This window comes from Methylophaga sp. UBA3192, from assembly GCA_002363955.1.
In the GTDB taxonomy this organism is placed as follows: domain Bacteria; phylum Pseudomonadota; class Gammaproteobacteria; order Nitrosococcales; family Methylophagaceae; genus Methylophaga.
The window spans coordinates 22,115-39,012 of sequence record DEXE01000002.1; the positions used below are offsets into that span (position 1 = coordinate 22,115).

General features: G+C 45.3%; 19 protein-coding genes and 2 tRNA genes. 18 read left to right on the forward strand and 3 right to left on the reverse strand.

Translation table 11 applies throughout. The features are described 5' to 3' along the window. The first annotated feature begins 68 nt into the window (after positions 1 to 68). From B2337_RS00150 to B2337_RS00210, 13 genes are all read left to right on the forward strand, one after another. Positions 69 to 1,844, forward strand: a complete 1,776-nt coding sequence (locus B2337_RS00150; protein WP_292414868.1) for a tetratricopeptide repeat protein — start codon at positions 69 to 71, stop codon at positions 1,842 to 1,844. Then, positions 1,841 to 2,440, forward strand: coding sequence for a lipoprotein insertase outer membrane protein LolB (lolB, locus tag B2337_RS00155; RefSeq protein ID WP_292414870.1), 600 nt, complete (start codon positions 1,841 to 1,843; stop codon positions 2,438 to 2,440). The genes B2337_RS00150 and lolB overlap by 4 nt, the downstream gene beginning before the upstream one ends. After that, positions 2,437 to 3,306 (forward strand): 4-(cytidine 5'-diphospho)-2-C-methyl-D-erythritol kinase, encoded by an 870-nt coding sequence (gene ispE / locus B2337_RS00160; protein ID WP_292360683.1) that lies wholly within the window; start codon positions 2,437 to 2,439, stop codon positions 3,304 to 3,306. The genes lolB and ispE overlap by 4 nt, the downstream gene beginning before the upstream one ends. A gap of 20 nt (positions 3,307 to 3,326) precedes the next feature. Next, positions 3,327 to 3,401 (forward strand) — tRNA-Gln (locus tag B2337_RS00165). A gap of 88 nt (positions 3,402 to 3,489) precedes the next feature. Beyond that, entirely contained in the window at positions 3,490 to 4,425 is a 936-nt protein-coding gene (locus tag B2337_RS00170) for a ribose-phosphate diphosphokinase (protein WP_292361027.1), read from the forward strand. Between the two features lie 114 nt (positions 4,426 to 4,539). Beyond that, the gene (locus B2337_RS00175; RefSeq protein WP_292360681.1) at positions 4,540 to 5,208 is read left to right on the forward strand and encodes a 50S ribosomal protein L25/general stress protein Ctc; all 669 of its coding nucleotides are present in this window, start codon (positions 4,540 to 4,542) and stop codon (positions 5,206 to 5,208) included. Between the two features lie 20 nt (positions 5,209 to 5,228). Next, positions 5,229 to 5,801 (forward strand): aminoacyl-tRNA hydrolase, encoded by a 573-nt coding sequence (gene pth, locus B2337_RS00180; RefSeq protein ID WP_292414872.1) that lies wholly within the window; start codon positions 5,229 to 5,231, stop codon positions 5,799 to 5,801. 107 nt (positions 5,802 to 5,908) lie between these two features. Continuing rightward, positions 5,909 to 7,000 carry a redox-regulated ATPase YchF gene (gene ychF, locus B2337_RS00185; RefSeq protein WP_292360677.1) on the forward strand — a complete coding sequence of 364 codons (1,092 nt, stop codon included), beginning with the start codon at positions 5,909 to 5,911 and terminating at the stop codon, positions 6,998 to 7,000. A gap of 60 nt (positions 7,001 to 7,060) precedes the next feature. Continuing rightward, the gene (locus B2337_RS00190) at positions 7,061 to 8,125 is read left to right on the forward strand and encodes a phospholipase A (protein WP_292360675.1); all 1,065 of its coding nucleotides are present in this window, start codon (positions 7,061 to 7,063) and stop codon (positions 8,123 to 8,125) included. A gap of 57 nt (positions 8,126 to 8,182) precedes the next feature. Then, positions 8,183 to 8,259 (forward strand) — tRNA-Met (locus B2337_RS00195). Between the two features lie 227 nt (positions 8,260 to 8,486). Continuing rightward, positions 8,487 to 8,867 carry a hypothetical protein gene (locus tag B2337_RS00200; RefSeq protein WP_292360673.1) on the forward strand — a complete coding sequence of 127 codons (381 nt, stop codon included), beginning with the start codon at positions 8,487 to 8,489 and terminating at the stop codon, positions 8,865 to 8,867. A 79-nt stretch (positions 8,868 to 8,946) separates the two neighbouring features. After that, a complete protein-coding gene (locus B2337_RS00205) occupies positions 8,947 to 9,507 on the forward strand; it encodes a hypothetical protein (protein ID WP_292414874.1) in 561 nt (186 codons plus the stop codon). Positions 9,508 to 9,555: 48 nt separating this feature from the next. Then, complete coding sequence (locus tag B2337_RS00210) at positions 9,556 to 9,990, forward strand: hypothetical protein (protein WP_292414876.1); 435 nt, start codon at positions 9,556 to 9,558, stop codon at positions 9,988 to 9,990. Positions 9,991 to 9,995: 5 nt separating this feature from the next. Here B2337_RS00210 and B2337_RS00215 read toward each other — a convergent pair whose 3' ends face one another. Then, the gene (locus B2337_RS00215; RefSeq protein WP_292414878.1) at positions 9,996 to 10,739 is read right to left on the reverse strand and encodes a hypothetical protein; all 744 of its coding nucleotides are present in this window, start codon (positions 10,737 to 10,739) and stop codon (positions 9,996 to 9,998) included. Positions 10,740 to 10,791: 52 nt separating this feature from the next. Next, entirely contained in the window at positions 10,792 to 11,778 is a 987-nt protein-coding gene (locus B2337_RS00220; protein ID WP_292360665.1) for a hypothetical protein, read from the reverse strand. A 178-nt stretch (positions 11,779 to 11,956) separates the two neighbouring features. Between B2337_RS00220 and mscL the strand changes: the two genes are divergently transcribed. Together mscL and B2337_RS00230 are read left to right on the forward strand one after the other, a co-directional pair. Then, entirely contained in the window at positions 11,957 to 12,358 is a 402-nt protein-coding gene (gene mscL / locus B2337_RS00225) for a large-conductance mechanosensitive channel protein MscL (protein ID WP_292360664.1), read from the forward strand. A gap of 51 nt (positions 12,359 to 12,409) precedes the next feature. Next, complete coding sequence (locus B2337_RS00230; protein WP_292414879.1) at positions 12,410 to 13,030, forward strand: hypothetical protein; 621 nt, start codon at positions 12,410 to 12,412, stop codon at positions 13,028 to 13,030. Here B2337_RS00230 and B2337_RS00235 read toward each other — a convergent pair. Next, positions 13,002 to 13,952, reverse strand: coding sequence for a LysR family transcriptional regulator (locus B2337_RS00235; protein WP_292360659.1), 951 nt, complete (start codon positions 13,950 to 13,952; stop codon positions 13,002 to 13,004). The genes B2337_RS00230 and B2337_RS00235 overlap by 29 nt on opposite strands. 161 nt (positions 13,953 to 14,113) lie before the next feature. Between B2337_RS00235 and B2337_RS00240 the strand changes: the two genes are divergently transcribed. From B2337_RS00240 to B2337_RS00250, 3 genes are all read left to right on the forward strand, one after another. Continuing rightward, positions 14,114 to 15,532 carry a form I ribulose bisphosphate carboxylase large subunit gene (locus tag B2337_RS00240; RefSeq protein ID WP_292360658.1) on the forward strand — a complete coding sequence of 473 codons (1,419 nt, stop codon included), beginning with the start codon at positions 14,114 to 14,116 and terminating at the stop codon, positions 15,530 to 15,532. A 69-nt stretch (positions 15,533 to 15,601) separates the two neighbouring features. Continuing rightward, entirely contained in the window at positions 15,602 to 15,958 is a 357-nt protein-coding gene (locus tag B2337_RS00245; protein ID WP_292360656.1) for a ribulose bisphosphate carboxylase small subunit, read from the forward strand. Positions 15,959 to 16,050: 92 nt separating this feature from the next. Beyond that, a complete protein-coding gene (locus tag B2337_RS00250) occupies positions 16,051 to 16,863 on the forward strand; it encodes a CbbQ/NirQ/NorQ/GpvN family protein (RefSeq protein WP_292414881.1) in 813 nt (270 codons plus the stop codon). Positions 16,864 to 16,898: the final 35 nt, after the last annotated feature.

A 16,898-nucleotide genomic window follows, 5' to 3' on the forward strand; every position in this document is an offset into this window, starting at 1 on the left:
CTGATATTTCGGTCTGGATAAGACTAATTCGCCATTCTATCAAACTCAATCAGTCAGGTCGTTGAATTATGGATTTATTGCAACAGTTACACTGTCATTCCAAACAGTTTGCCGCTTCGGCAACTTGGTTGATGATACCTATTTTACTGTTTGGATGCGCTGCTACTGCTCAGCAATCAGACGAAAGCGCTACACTGCAACAGATTGACTTAAACAAACCTGAAGTGGTCGATACTGCGCAACCTGCAATGGATTTGCCACTTACGCCGGAACTGGTTTATTACGTACTTGCCGCTGAAATTGCCGGGCAACGCGGACAACTGGACATCGCGGTGGATTTATACAATCAGGCAGCAGAAATAACCGACTCGCCCAATCTGGCAGGTCGTTCCGCGCGAATATCTACTTTTTCCCGGGATCCCAAACGCATCAATCGGGCATTGACTCGCTGGCAGGAAGTTTCACCGGACGAAGCCGAAGTCTATGTGATGCGGGTGCCGTTTTTGTTAATGGAAGATAACTACCCTGAAGTGGTTAAAAACATGAACAAGGCATTTGCTCTGGAGCCGGAAAATAAAGAAAGATATCTGGAAAGTCTGGCTGCCAATTTAAGTGAAAAAGGCGATCCGGAAAGAGGTTTACAGACCATTCTGGAATTGGATATCTATAAAAATGACGATCCGGCAGCACGTTTTACTTACGCCCGGCTGGCGGCATATTTCCAGCGATTTGATGTTGCCGAAATGACCGTGGATGAATTGCTCGAGGAAGAGCCACGCAACGAAGCGTATCTGGCATTAAAAGCGGATTTACTGCAAACATTCAACAAAAGTGACGAAGCATTAAAACTTATTGCCAAAGCGGCAGAGCAGGAAGGGGCCAGTGAATCCTTACGCTTTACCTATGGCAAATTATTAGGGGAAAGCGGTCAATCGGAAAAAGCCAAACGGGTTTTTGAAGAATTGAATCTGGAAAACCCGGATAATCCGGACGTCATTTTTGCACTGGGACTATTGGCGTTAGAGCGTGAAGATGGACAAACCGCCAAGACCTTTTTCAGTCAGTTATTACAAATGGGTGATGCCGGAGGCCAGGCCAGTTATTTTATGGGCCTTGCAGAAGAAATGAATGACAATATTGATTCTGCGCTGGTGTGGTTTGCTTCTGTACCTGTAGACAGCCAACGATTTGAAATGGCGCAAACCCGTTATATCAATCTGCTTGCTGAACAAGGTGACATTGATAAAGCACGGAAACATTTGCAATTACTGCGTCAGGAACGTCCACAGCAGGCGATTGATTTTTATTTGTTTGAGTCTGCTTTCTTACGCGACCAAGGCATGCCGGAAGAGTCTGTTAATGTGTTAAGTGAAGCATTGGTTAATTATCCGGGCAATCTGGATTTGCTGTACAGCCGAGCCATGGTGGCAGAATCGATAGATAACCTGGAAATGCTGGAAACCGATTTACGAACCATGTTGCAAATCGATCCGAATAATTCTCAGGCTTTAAATGCATTGGGTTATACCCTGACAGATCGCACTGACCGTCATGAAGAAGCGTTAGAGCTGATTAATAAGGCTCTGGAGTTGCGTCCCAATGATCCGTATTACCTGGATAGTCTGGGCTGGGTATATTACCGAATGGGTGATTTGGAAAAAGCGGAATATTATTTGCGGGAAGCAGTCGCTATTCAGGCTGATGTGGAATTCCTGGCGCATCTCGGGGAAGTTCTCTGGGTGCAGAATAAAAAATCAGAGGCCAGAAAATACTGGAGTGAAGCGTCAAAACTGGATGCTGAAAACAAAGTGCTTCAGGAAACATTGCAACGGTTGACCAAATGAAACAACTGTTGGTGATTTTGGCGGTCAGTTTGCTGACCGCCTGTACTCCGTTCTGGCAAACAAAACCACTCGCCCCTGCAGAAGTTCTGTGGGAAAACCATCAAACATCATTAAAGCAGTTAAACGACTGGTCATTTCGTGGCCGGACAGTGATAAGACAGGACAAAGAAGGCTGGAATGTCGGCGTGACCTGGCAGCAACACCAGGATGATTTCACTATTCGTCTGATAGGTCCGTTTTCTCAGGGAGCCGTTGAATTAAAAGGTGACGATGAGCTGGTCACAATGACGTTTTCCGATGGCCAAACCTATTCTGCTACTACTCCTGAGCAGCTTCTGGCAGAAGTGATGGGTTGGTTGCTACCCGTTAGCGCCCTGCGCGACTGGGTGAGAGGCTTACCGTATTCAGCGATTAAGATCGACGGCAAAACACTGGATGACAAAGGCCGATTGATGACGCTATCTCAAGCTGGCTGGGAAGTTGAGTTTATCGATTATGTACCGTTGGAAGGTAATGATGTGCCGGCCAAAATATTCATTGAGCATCCCGAGTTAAGTATCCGATTGGTAATGAATGGCTGGAAAGTTGGTAAATGAATGAATGGTGGCCTGCGCCGGCAAAAATAAATTTGTTTTTACATATCACCGGCAGGCGATCAGATGGTTATCATGAATTGCAGACGGCATTTCAGTTTCTCGATCAGGGAGACAAGCTAAAATTTACTGTCACCGATGATGCACAAATTAGCTTAAAAGCGGATCTGCCAGATATTGCTGATCAGGATAATCTGATTGTTCGCGCAGCCAGGTTTCTACAGGCAACTGCTAAAATCACCTCGGGTGCCATTATTCAACTTGAAAAAAATCTGCCAATGGGTGGTGGTCTGGGGGGCGGCAGTTCAGATGCTGCAACCACATTAATTGCGCTGAACAAACTCTGGCAATGTGGTTTAACTGAGGACCAGTTGGCCGCTCTGGGATTGCAGCTGGGCGCAGATGTACCGGTTTTTATCCGCGGTCATGCCGCATGGGCTGAGGGGGTGGGGGAAATATTTACCAGGATTGATCCACCTGAACCTTGGTATTTAGTTATCTTTCCCGATTGTGCCGTCTCTACAGCAGAAATATTTTCCGCAACTGAATTGACACGCGATTGTGAACCCATCACAATAGCGGGCTTCCTTGCGGGGGAAGGCAGTAACATTTGCGAATCGGTGGTAAAAAAATTATATCCACCAGTTGCACAAGCACTGGCATGGTTGGCACAATATGCAGCCATTCCACGAATGACCGGAACGGGTTCTTGTGTATTTGCCCGCTTTGATTCAGCCGCTGAGGCTGAAAATGTTTTACAAAATGTGCCGGAACATTGGCATGCTTTTACTGCCAAAGGCTGCAACGAATCACCGTTGAGTCTTTGTGCAAAAGACTTCGATAGAAGTCTGAATGTAACTGCAAATTGATAGAGTTGAGTAAAAACAGTTGGGGTATCGCCAAGCGGTAAGGCAACGGGTTTTGATCCCGTCATTCCCAGGTTCGAATCCTGGTACCCCAGCCACTCTTTTTGTTTATTGAACGAACTCGGCATCTCAATAGTGACTCAAAACCGACTCCTCCAGTTACAACAGCGTACCGCAGACGGCAATATGATGGTCTTTACCGGTAATGCTAATCGTAAACTGTCAGAAAGTATCGCCAATTTTCTGAATATCAGCCTGGGTAAAGCCACCGTTGAAAAATTCAGTGATGGCGAGATCATGGTTGAAATTCTTGATAATGTCCGCGGTAAAGACGTTTTCATCGTCCAGCCTACCTGCATGCCAACCAATGATAATCTGATGGAACTCATGGTAATGACCGACGCTATCCGTCGAGCATCCGCCAAACGAATTACTCTGGTTGTTCCTTATTTTGGTTATTCCCGTCAGGATCGCCGTCCCCGCTCAGCACGAGTTGCTATCACTGCAAAAGTAGTAGCGAATATGTTGACTGGCGTTGGTGCCGATCGGGTGTTAACCGTCGATTTGCATGCGGATCAGATTCAGGGCTTTTTTGATTGCCCGGTAGATAACGTTTATGCCTCCCCGGTGTTATTGGGGGATATCTGGAAACATAAATACCAGGATTTGGTCGTGGTTTCTCCGGATGTGGGGGGGGTAGTACGTGCTCGGGCATTGGCCAAACATTTGGATGTTGAACTGGCGATTATCGATAAACGTCGCCCACGCGCCAATGTGGCCAAAGTGATGAACATCATTGGTGATGTTGATGGCCGGACCTGTGTAATGGTTGATGATATGGTCGATACTGCCGGCACCTTGTGTGCTGCGGCAGCCGCGTTAAAAGAACATGGTGCGACCAATGTGGTTGCTTACTGTACACATCCGGTTTTGTCGGGTGCAGCCGTGTCCAATATTAATAAATCTTTGTTAAATGAATTAGTCATCACTGACACGATTCCATTGCAGCCCGAGGCGGCCGCATGTGACAAAATCCGCGTGTTGAGCATTGCGGAAATGCTCGCAGAAGCGATGTACCGAATTAGTAATGAAGAGTCTGTAAGCTCTTTGTATATGGATTAACCAGAAGTCAGTCTTTTGGTTGTATGTGCTGAACCTGGTCGCGGGGGAGGCGAAAAGCCGTAAAACGGCATATTTAACGGACTCCGTGTCCGTTTTTTAGTCTTGGAGAAGAAGATGGAAAATTTATTTGAAGTACATGCTGAAGCGCGTACTGACCAGGGGAAAGGTGCGAGCCGCCGCCTACGTCATGCGGGCAAAGTACCAGCAGTAGTCTATGGCGCTGAAAAAGAACCAGTCTCAATTTCAGTTAACCATAACCAGTTCATTCGCCATTTGGCAGAAGAAGCGTTTTACGCACACATTCTGACATTGGTTATTGATGGCAAGAAAAATCAGGTTGTATTGAAAGATCTGCAACGCCACCCAGCCAATGACAACAAAATCATTCATGCTGATTTCCTGCGCGTTGATGCCAAGCATGCAATGACAATGACCATTCCATTGCATTTCCTCAATGAAGAAAAAGCGGTTGGTGTTAAAGCCGGCGGTTTGATCTCACATCTGATGACAGAGGTTGAAATCTCTTGCCTGCCTAAAGATCTGCCGGAATACATTGAAGTTGATGTTGCAAAACTGGCAATGGATGAAGCAATCCATTTATCAGAACTGAAACTGCCTAAAGGCGTCACTTTGACGGCCTTGACGCATACACAGGATGAGCAGCTGGAAGAAGGTGAACGTTCTTCTTACGATCAAGCGGTTGTTAATATTCATGAGCCACGTGTTGCTAAAGTGGATCTTGAAGAAGATACCGAAGCTGATGAGGAAGCGACTGAAGAGTAATTCAGTCGTCGGGAACTGTTATGACAAACTGGATTATCGCCGGTCTGGGCAATCCCGGTTCCCAATATGAACAAACCCGACATAACGTCGGGTTTTGGTGGTTGGATCAGTTGGCTAAGGATTTGGGGCTGAGTTTTAAAACAGAATCCCGATTTCATGGTCAACTGGTCCAATACACAACTCCGGAACATAAAGTCTGGCTAATTAAACCTCTTACGTTTATGAATCGCAGCGGACAGTCTGTTGCTGCACTGGCCAATTTTTATAAAGTCCTCACAGAAAATATTCTTGTTATTCACGATGAACTGGATTTACCTGCTGGCACAGTTCGCCTGAAAAGTGGCGGCGGCCATGGCGGTCACAATGGTTTGCGTGACATCGTAAGTCAACTGGGCAGTAAAGAATTTTTACGTTGCCGGATTGGCATTGACCATCCTGGCAATAGCAAGCAAGTCGCTGATTATGTCCTGAGTAAACCCTCACCAGCAGATCGGGAAAATATTCTGACAAGTATCGATAACAGCTTGCGGGTTTTACCTGAAGTACTTTCAGGCAACCTGGAAAAAGCCATGAACTGGCTGCACTCACAATAAGAACAGCTTGGTTTTTTAACTCAGTTTATTGTGATTTGCATAGGCAACGGTTTAAGGTGCGAGTAATTTTTAATCATTCTTATATAAATAAACCCTAAGGATTTCTCATGGGATTTAAATGCGGTATTGTCGGTTTACCTAATGTAGGCAAATCCACTTTATTTAATGCGCTGACGCAAGCCGGAATCGAAGCACAAAACTACCCGTTCTGTACTATCGAGCCGAATGTTGGCATCGTGCCGGTACCGGATCCGCGGATGGATAAGCTGGCAGCCATTGTAAAACCGCAACGCGTTTTGCCTACGACCATGGAATTTGTCGATATTGCCGGTTTAGTGGCCGGTGCATCGAAAGGTGAGGGGTTAGGTAATAAATTTCTGGCCAATATTCGTGAAACCGATGCTATCGCACATGTCGTACGTTGTTTTGAAGATGAAAACGTCGTGCATGTTTCGGGTAAGGTCTCACCACTGGATGATATTGAAGTCATTAATACCGAACTGGCATTAGCCGATCTCGAATCGGTGGAAAAAGCCATAACCAAAACCACCAAGGATGCCAAAGGTGGTGACAAAACAGCCAAAGCACGATTGGATTTACTGGTAAAGATTCGTGAGCATCTGGATCAAGGCTTACCTGTCAGGGCAATGAACCTTGATGAAGATCAGCTGGGATTATTAACAGGTTTGCATTTACTGACGATTAAACCCACGATGTATATTGCCAATGTTGCTGAAGATGGCTTTGAAAATAATCCGGCTCTGGATGCAGTCAAATCACTGGCTGAAAAAGAGAATGCGATTGTGGTGGCCATTTGTGCAGCGATCGAATCCGAAATTGCCGATCTGGCTGATGAAGACAAGGCTGAATTTCTTGAGGAACTTGGTCAGGATGAGCCCGGTCTGAATCGAGTGATTCGTAGCGGCTATCAGTTACTTGGATTACATACTTACTTTACCGCGGGTGTTAAGGAAGTACGTGCCTGGACTGTTGAAGTCGGCGCGACCGCACCAGAAGGTGCTGGCGTCATCCACACTGATTTCCAAAAAGGCTTTATCCGTGCTGAAGTTATCGGCTATGAAGATTTTGTTCAGTTTAATGGTGAACAAGGTGCCAAAGATGCCGGAAAATGGCGTCTTGAAGGGAAAGAATATGTCATCAAAGACGGCGATGTAATGCATTTCAGGTTTAACGTTTAGACCAAATACTGCCTCTGCCATGTAAGTTCGAGAAGGCACTCTGAAAACAAAGGAAGCGTCATGAAAAGATGGTTTGTCGGGGTGCTGTTGGCACCATTTTTCGCCAATGTAGCCTATGCAGATCAGGCAATGGATGCATGCATACTTTCCAAAATGGCTACATCGGACGATAGTGTAACCGTTGGAAATATTCGCGAAATCTGTTCTGCTGATATAGCTGCAGAAAAAAAAGAGCAGGAACAACCGGCATATCTTTCTGAAATGAATGATGAGCAGCTGGAAGCTATTTCAATTGATGAGAATGAAGGCACAATTGAAACGGCAGATGGATCAGCCTTATCACGCCGTTTAGTACTGGAAAAAACGCAATCAAATAATCCCTTTGCCTTTTTACCACATCGTCCGAATTACTTTATCTTCAGTAACAATGTAGGTTCAGCAAATGAGGCGCCTTTCGATGCAGCGGATCCGGATCGTGACTATGATTTTCAACCATGGGAAAGCAAATTTCAGATCAGCTTAAAATTGCCCGTTGTTCGTGGGTTGTTTGATGGTCGTGCCGATGCGTTTATTGCCTATACCAACCGTTCTTTCTGGCAAATGTTCAATAGTGATAGCTCGGCAGCATTTCGCGATTCAAACCATGAACCTGAAGCATGGCTGTCTTTTGCAAATGATACAGAGTTGCTGGGATTCAAGAACTCTCTGATTAATGTGGGTATCAATCATCAATCGAACGGCCAGAGTGGAGAGCTTTCCCGAAGCTGGAATCGTGTGTTTGCCGAGTTTGTTGTCGAAAAAGGGGATTTCTATTTCTCCGCCCGTCCGTGGTATCGCATCCCGGAGCGCAGCAGTTCGGATGATAATCCGGATATTGAAAAATATTTGGGTAATTTCGATTTCACCTCGGTTTATAAATATGGTGACCACAGCTTTGATCTGATGATACGTAATAACCTGCGCGGTAATAATAAAGGTGCAACGCAACTGGGCTGGAGCTTTCCTCTGTATAAAAACTTCAGAGGTTATGTGCAATGGTTTAATGGGTATGGTGAAAGTTTGATTGATTACGATCACCGTACCAATAGCATTGGTTTTGGTATTCAATTCAGTGATTGGTTGTAACCCTATCGCTAAATTGTTGATATTTACTGCCCAGACAAGTAAAATGCTCGGCTTCGTGGCTACATAGCTCAGTTGGTTAGAGCACATCACTCATAATGATGGGGTCCCTAGTTCGAATCTAGGTGTAGCCACCACAAATTCAAAAACCTGCTTCGGCAGGTTTTTTTATGTCTGAAATTTTCGCCTTAATTTTATTCTTTCAGTTAACCCAGTGAATTGCGTAAAGCATTGGCTAATATCAACAATGTTTTCCTGAAGGTTATAGGGAAAATGACCTCAATGTTGGGGCGGGAGAAACTTTGAAATTTACCCTCTAGTCTGCAGTAGATTCGTCTAACTTATATTACTCAGGAGCAAATTCATGTCCATTAAGCCGGTGTCTGTCGCGCTGTTTGCTTGTTTTGCCGGAATACTTTTATCAGCCAATAGTTTAGTGGCAGCCGAAGACGATGCCAGCCGCTTTATTGAGTTCTATGAAGAAGCGGATGAGGATTGTGAAAAGAAAGGTGGTGCACGGATTTTTGTAAAAAATACGCATGAAAAACAAATCATTGACTTGCATCTGGACCGCTATTTTTATGATGTGCGACAGGGCGGGCGATCTATGTTTCCCATAAAACCCTCCGCTTCTCAGGCATTAGGGTGTAGCAGGGTGTTTGATGCTGAGCAGCGTTGGGAGTTGGTTTCAGCGACCTTTATAAGCGAAGCCGGGGTAAACGAACGATACGGAGATCAACAGTAATACACAGCATGATTTGATCAGCAAAAAATCGGTGATTGTTTACAAACTTAATAGGGTGAAACACTAAAGGAGCAGACTAATGGAAAGCTCAGTCCATGGCGTAATAATTAAGCGTTTATTGATCGTCTTTTCTGTCTCCTTAAGTTTCATGGCAATAAGTGGCTGTGAAGATAATGAAGTGCAACAGTCTCAAGAGTTTGATGAACAACCTTCATATGCTGTTATCAAGCCGGTTCCGCAAAATTTACAGCAAGGAATGCCTGAAGCTAAACCCGTTGAAATGTTATCGGTTGCCGATCCTACTCCACCTGAGCAATGGTTGTTAACCCTTTATCAAGCTAAGCCAGGTGCTGATAAAACACGCGATACCAACTATTACCAGACACTTCTATCGTCTATTAAGCCCCATGTGCATGAACAACCTCGTGTGATAGCCAATCGTACTGTGCAAACCACCCGCCAATTACAGGAAATGGGCATTGCAGCAGACGAAGATCAAATGCTTGAGGATTTTGCAGCTCAACTTCAAACCGTAAATGGGCGTTTTGTTTATGGTGAACTTTGTGCGAATTACAGTAATTTAAGACAACAAAAACTGAGTCATCAGGAAGCGATACTGGAGCTCTTTGAATCGCTTTAATTTCGGCATTTTATCCCACATGACTTTGTCAGCATTGGAGCAATAGACATGCAGGAGCTAATAAACGGTTTGTTAGTTTGGGCAGTTACGTTAACCGGGTATCAACAGCCTGTTGATTTGCCGGTGGTTGAAGCGGTGAGCCATCAACAATTGGTTAAAACATTATGTGAAGATCAATTCTGTACCGCTGTAGCCTATTACGACACAGATACACAAATTATTTACTACGATGAGCGGATGCAATTAGAGCAGGATCAAAGTGCCAGAGGCTTTATTATTCACGAAATGGTGCATTATCTGCAGGACTTAAATGGTGAGTTAGTGCCGTCGGAAATGAGCTGTGAACAACGCATTGAAAAAGAACAAGAAGCCTATAGAGTGCAACAATATTTTCTGCGAGAACATCGAGAACCCACTTTTCAAATTGATTTGGCTGTCGCGGTATTAGCGAACGTTTGTAAAACAAATAATGTGGTGGAATAAGTTGGTCAGTTAATTGGTAAATCAATATAGTCTTCGTTGATTTCGGCGGCTTCTACTGGAATGCTATTGATCGAGGTGACTTTGTCAGTGTCTTGAACATCATCACATCCAGTTTGGTATTGCTCAAGGCTGAATTGATCTGGAGTGGTTTTATCAAAACTAATACGAAAGGAATTTCGTTCACTATGCTCACTCATTGTTGCACAGTTATCTTGGACCAGAGGGAATCTGCCTTTTAATATCGTTGAGCCGTTAGCCAAGGAAATAACACTTAAACTGGTTTCATTACTGCCACCCATGCCAAAACTGCTCACCAGTGCTAATTCATCCAGCCCATCATCATTAATATCTACAACGGGAAATAAATGATGAGTGCCTCCAGCAAATACGATGTTGCGAACAAGCTGCTGATTTTCAACGATGGCGAGTCCCATATTGCTGCAACAGCGTGGCCATAAGCTCAGTAAATATAATACGGCGGTTTGCTCGCTAGCTGATCGGGTGAAGTTGCCCTGAGCACTATCCATGATTCGAAAATCTTCTTCATACACAGCGTTATGCCGGAGCCAGTATTCTCTGGACTGACTACTCGACTGAAGAATAGCTGGATGGTTTAGCCAGTAACTTTGATCAGTGGCTGCCAATGGCAAGCGACCATCGGCAATCACATATATCTCTTCTGTTTGCTGGGCCAGACTGACATGTGATATGCCGATACATATCAATAAGACAATTGAATAATTTCTCATTACCCAGCCCCCCATTCTTTATACCGATCCACTCGTTCTGGTTTACCAGATATTACTCCGGTTTTTGGGTCTCGATATCCACACCTTCAAAACTGACGGTCGGTTCTTTACGTGTCGTATGTTTAGGTTTTTCAGCGACTGTTTCAGGGTTGATAACCAGTGGTTCTTTACGCTCAGTTTTATTTTTTTGTGTAATGACTGGCGCTTCATCCATGACAACGGGATCCTGGCGACGGACTTTATTGGGTCTGGCCGCTTCGAGCCCGGTTTTCATCCCTTTGGGAAGTTCATCAAAGAATAATGGATCAAGCCGGCCATTTATATATTTCAATGGTTGGGAAAGTTTTTGCTGCTGGCAATAACGAATTACCCCCATCAATACTTGCCGAACAGCTTCCAAATCATCCAGGCTGCCCCGCTTATCCTCTGCAAAATAGGCGGCCATAAAACTGAAACGGTTATCAATGGAAAAGGGCAATATCTGACGCCACAAACTATAGATATCCTCAACTTTAATTAATTCGCCTGCTACAGCACGATCCAGGCTGCGGAACCAGAACAGAATTTCATCCAGCACACTGGCGGTCAGTAAATCATCCTGATCAGTGATGACTGCCATGCGGTCACCCATATGCCATGACGTCTTAATATTTTGCGGGGTATACCAGCTTACTTCAGGTGTCAGAGCCAATGCGAATTCATAGACCACTTTGGCATCAAATGTTGATCGATTGGTTAACCATAACGCCGGTTGATTGCTGATAGACAGAAATTGGCTTTCCAGGTCCTGTAACAGGCGTTGTCGTTCCAGTTCTTTATTTGTCTGTGAACCATCATTGGCTCGTCGTTTGACTATCCATAACAAAAATACTGCAATCAGCAGAATGCCTGCCAGAGTCAGCAGGATAGTCGAAAAATACAACGCTAACTGTGATGAGAGTTGCTCCAATTGTTCCGCTGATAGTGCAGTAGCGTCGTCAGCGTTCACAATATTGCTGATAATTTCTTCAATGCGTTTTTGAAAAAAACCAATTGCCATAAATAGCCTTATACATTTGTCGATGAATGAGAAAGTGTTTACTTACATAAAGACACTTCTATTGTCCGCTAATTTTCCAAAGAAAATTTTTTTATGTCATATATTCTAAACTGCTGATATAAAAGACGTAAAAATGCGTTTTGTCAGGAAGTTTGTTCAAGTCAAAAGGAGAGTGTTTATGAGCATGGTACAAGAATTCAAAAAGTTTGCGATGCGCGGTAATGTGGTTGATATGGCAGTTGGTATCATTATCGGTGTGGCATTTGGCAAGATTGTTTCATCGTTTGTTTCCGATGTCATTATGCCGCCACTCGGTTTGTTAATGGGTGGGGTCGATTTCAAAGATCTGGCGATAGTCCTCAAAGAAGCGGTTGGTGATACGCCGGCAGTCGTTATTGCCTATGGGCAGTTTATTCAAACGATTGTTGATTTTGTGATTATTGCCTTTGCGATTTTTATAGCCATCAAGGTCATGAACTCATTGAAAGCGAAAGAAGAGGCGGCTCCTGAGGCACCACCTGCGCCGACAAAAGAAGAAATTCTGTTAACCGAAATTCGCGACATTTTGAAACAGAAATAAATCTGGTTGGGCCGGATACCTGTCTGGTGTCCGGTTTTTTCTGTTTCTGCCATGATGCCATTATTTGCCAGAGTAGCTGTTAGCCTTATCGTGGCGATATTGCTGGTTTCGATGTTATTTTACGGCTATCTGGCTGGTTTTATCGGCAGTCCGTCAAGGTATGCAAAATGGCTGGTTCCGGTATTTTTCTATACGGGCGTTATATTGTGCCTGACCGGAGTGATTTTCACCTTAGTTGAACAATTTGTCTGGGTTCGCTGGTCATTTATTTCTGCAGTATTTGTAGTGTTCGTATTTGCTTTGTTTCTGTTGTTTATTGAGCCGAAATGGCAACAGATGGAAAAGCATGATTTTGTAAAAAACATGCAGCGACTTTATCTGCAGTATTCAATAACCCAGCTGGATTGTGATGATCGATATCAAGTACATCTCAGCAAAATTGAACAACGCCCGGCTGAGGTGGTGTTATTTCAGAAAGGTAATTTCTCCCAATCCATTCAACGCCTGGCGGGATGGGATAAATCCGCTTCAATGAATGATTGCCGATTTATTGAAAACACCTATTCCCTCGGCACACAGAGACGCTTTCTCAGTCAATGCCACAATCAGCAGCAAACTTCGGTGGTGGATTTGATTGATCAGGCTAAACGTCTGGGGTGCCAGCAAGGATAGCACTGTCATGCGTCAATAAATGTTCGATTTCCTGTTCACCTTCCTGTTGCAGATAATCCAGAAATGTCTGTGCGGCCAGTGACAATCGTTTGCCTTGACGATGCACAGCATACCAGCGGCGGCGTAATGGAAAGTTTTCCACATCCAGTATTACAATTTTATTAGCAGCTAATTCCAGTCGCAGACTATGTAATGACAACACTGCCACCCCCAGGCCAGCCATCACCCCATGCTTGATTTCATCTGCCCCACTTAGCTCCATATAGGGCGAGACCTTGAGTCCTGATTTGGCAAATAATTCTTCAACTGCTTTGCGTGTGCCGGAACCGGGCTCCCGGCCAATCAGACGTTGTTCCGCAATGGCTTTTAACGGAATGTTTTTTTGTGTAGCCAATGGATGATCAGGCCGGGCGACAATGACCAGGACATTTTCCAGAAACGGATATTCAACTACGGGCAGATCCTCGGGCACCTGACCCATGATATAAAGATGATCTTCATTGGCATCCAGACGCTCCAATAACCGTGCTCGATTGGTTACCCGGAGTCTTGGTTCGACTTTGGGATAGCGTTTTATGAAATTACCCAGGAGATAGGGCAGAAAATATTTGGCGGAGCTGACCACCACCAGATTGACCGGCCCGGCGACTTCACCCTGTAAATCAGCCAGAGCGGCATCGAGATCTGCCAGCCGCTCTAATACATCGCGACAGGCATCATAGAGTTCATGGCCCGCAACCGTCAGGTGCAATTTTCGGCCTACCGTTTCGAAGAGTGGCATGCCGACAGACTCTTCCAGTTTTTTCATCTGAATCGACACGGCCGGTTGTGTTAAATGTTTTTCTTCTGCGGCGCGGGTAATACTCATCAATCGAGCCGTCGCTTCGAATAAACGTAATTGTTGTAAGGATGCATGCAGCATATATAACTTTAATTTATGTTAAGGATAAAAATTATTAACTTGTTTTAATGGTTAAAGTCAACTATTTTTGTCACAGACATAAAATTGTCGCTGAAGTAAACTTACCTCGGCAAAAAAACAGTTTGATTAATCTGCTTGCGCATAATCCTGGAGAGAACACCATGGCAAAGACTTACCAAGCGGGTGTAAAAGAGTATCGCGAAACATACTGGATGCCTGATTACACTCCGAAAGACACTGATTTCCTGGCCTGCTTCAAGGTCATCCCGCAAGAAGGTGTGCCTCGTGAAGAAGCGGCTGCGGCGGTTGCGGCGGAATCATCGACTGGCACCTGGACCACTGTCTGGACTGATTTGCTGACAGACCTGGATTACTATAAAGGTCGCGCTTACGCTATTGAAGATGTTCCAGGCAACGATGAGGCGTTCTATGCCTTTATTGCATACCCCATCGATTTGTTTGAAGAAGGTTCAGTCGTAAACGTGCTGACTTCTCTGGTGGGTAACGTTTTCGGTTTTAAAGCAGTGCGTTCATTACGTCTGGAAGACGTGCGAATTCCTGTTGCGTACGTAATGACTTGTGGTGGTCCTCCTCATGGTATCCAGGTTGAGCGTGACATCATGAACAAATATGGTCGTCCATTGCTGGGCTGCACCATCAAGCCAAAGCTGGGTCTCTCTGCCAAAAACTACGGTCGTGCCGTATATGAATGTTTGCGTGGCGGTCTGGATTTTACCAAAGACGATGAAAACGTTAACTCACAACCATTTATGCGCTGGAGACAACGTTTTGACTTTGTTATGGAGGCGATCGACAAAGCTGAAATCGAAACGGGTGAACGTAAAGGTCATTATCTGAACGTTACAGCGCCAACCCCTGAAGAAATGTACAAACGTGCTGAGTATGCCAAAGAACTGGGTGCACCCATTATCATGCATGACTACCTGACGGGTGGATTCACGGCTAACACAGGTCTGGCCAACTGGTGTCGTGATAACGGTATGTTGCTGCACATTCACCGTGCAATGCATGCGGTACTGGATCGCAATCCGAACCATGGTATCCATTTCCGTGTATTAACCAAAATGCTGCGTCTGTCAGGTGGTGATCACCTGCATTCAGGTACTGTGGTTGGTAAATTGGAAGGCGACCGTGCTGCAACACTGGGCTGGATCGATATTATGCGTGACTCTTATATCAAAGAAGATCGCAGCCGCGGCATTATGTTTGATCAGGATTGGGCATCCATGCCTGGTGTTATGCCGGTCGCTTCCGGTGGTATTCACGTATGGCATATGCCTGCACTGGTCAGCATCTTTGGTGATGATTCGGTATTACAGTTTGGTGGCGGTACATTGGGTCATCCATGGGGTAATGCGGCGGGTGCAGCAGCCAACCGTGTGGCATTGGAAGCTTGCGTAGAAGCACGTAACCACGGCAGAGAGCTGGAAAAAGAAGGGAAAGAAATCCTGACCGCTGCTGCTGAGCATAGCCCTGAGCTGAAGATCGCAATGGAAACCTGGAAAGAAATCAAATTCGAATTCGATACCGTCGATAAATTAGACGTTGCCCATAAATAAGCGATGCTGGTCGGCACTGCTGACCATGGTTTACTGATATCGAATTTGACATTATTTGAGGAAATGACAATGAGTGAAATGCAAGATTACGCTTCAAGCCTTGCCGATGCATCAAGCCGTAAGTTTGAAACCTTCTCATATTTGCCGGAAATGGATGCTGCACGTATCCGTAAACAGGTTGAATACATCGTCAGTAAAGGCTGGAACCCTGCAGTAGAACACACTGAACCAGAAAATGCATTTGGTCACTACTGGTATATGTGGAAACTGCCTTTATTCGGGGAAACCGATGTGGATCGCATTCTGGCAGAAGCCGAAGCCTGCCACAAAGCACATCCGAAAAACCATGTGCGTTTGGTGGGTTATGATAATTATGCTCAATCTAAAGGCGCAGAAATGGTCGTGTTCCGCGGTCAGTCGGTATAACATCAAATCGAATCAGTCCCTGACCACAGTGTCAGGGGCTTTTTCAAATACGTACCACCAAACTTTCCAACGAATACCCTGAGGTTACTGCGATGAGCGAGAAAATTGCTGAACAGTATAAAGTCAAAACAGAACCTTTTTACCGTCCGGTCAGTAATGAAGTGGAGCTGTATCAAGCCGCTTACGCGCGCCGTATGCCGGTAATGCTTAAAGGTCCGACCGGTTGTGGTAAATCCCGTTTTGTCGAATATATGGCTTGGAAGCTAGGTCGCCCGCTGATCACAGTTGCCTGTAATGAAGATATGACCGCCTCCGATCTGGTCGGGCGTTTTCTGCTCGATAAGGATGGCACCAAATGGCAGGATGGTCCCTTGACCACCGCTGCCCGTATTGGTGCCATCTGTTATCTGGATGAAGTGGTTGAAGCACGTCAGGATACAACGGTGGTTATCCATCCTTTGACCGATCATCGTCGCAGTCTGCCACTGGATAAAAAAGGTGAGCTGGTTGAGGCTCACAAAGATTTTCAACTGGTGATTTCCTACAATCCCGGTTATCAGAGCCTGATGAAAGATCTCAAGCAATCCACCAAACAACGTTTCGGGGCGATGAATTTTGATTATCCGGACGCCGAGCTGGAGGCCGAAATTGTCGCCAAGGAAACCGGTGTCGATGCTGAGATAGCCAAAAAACTGGTACAGATTGCCCATCGTGCCCGCAACCTGAAAGGTCATGGCCTGGATGAAGGTATTTCCACCCGTCTTCTGGTCTATGCAGGGCAAATGATTGCAGAAGGTGTTGAGCCTTTGGCTGCCTGCCAGATGACGTTAGTCACACCATTGACTGATGATCCGGATATGCGTGAAACGCTGGAAGCCGCTGTTCATACCTTCTTTGTTAGCTGATAAAGGCCGATCCGGTCTTTCCGGTTTGGATATCA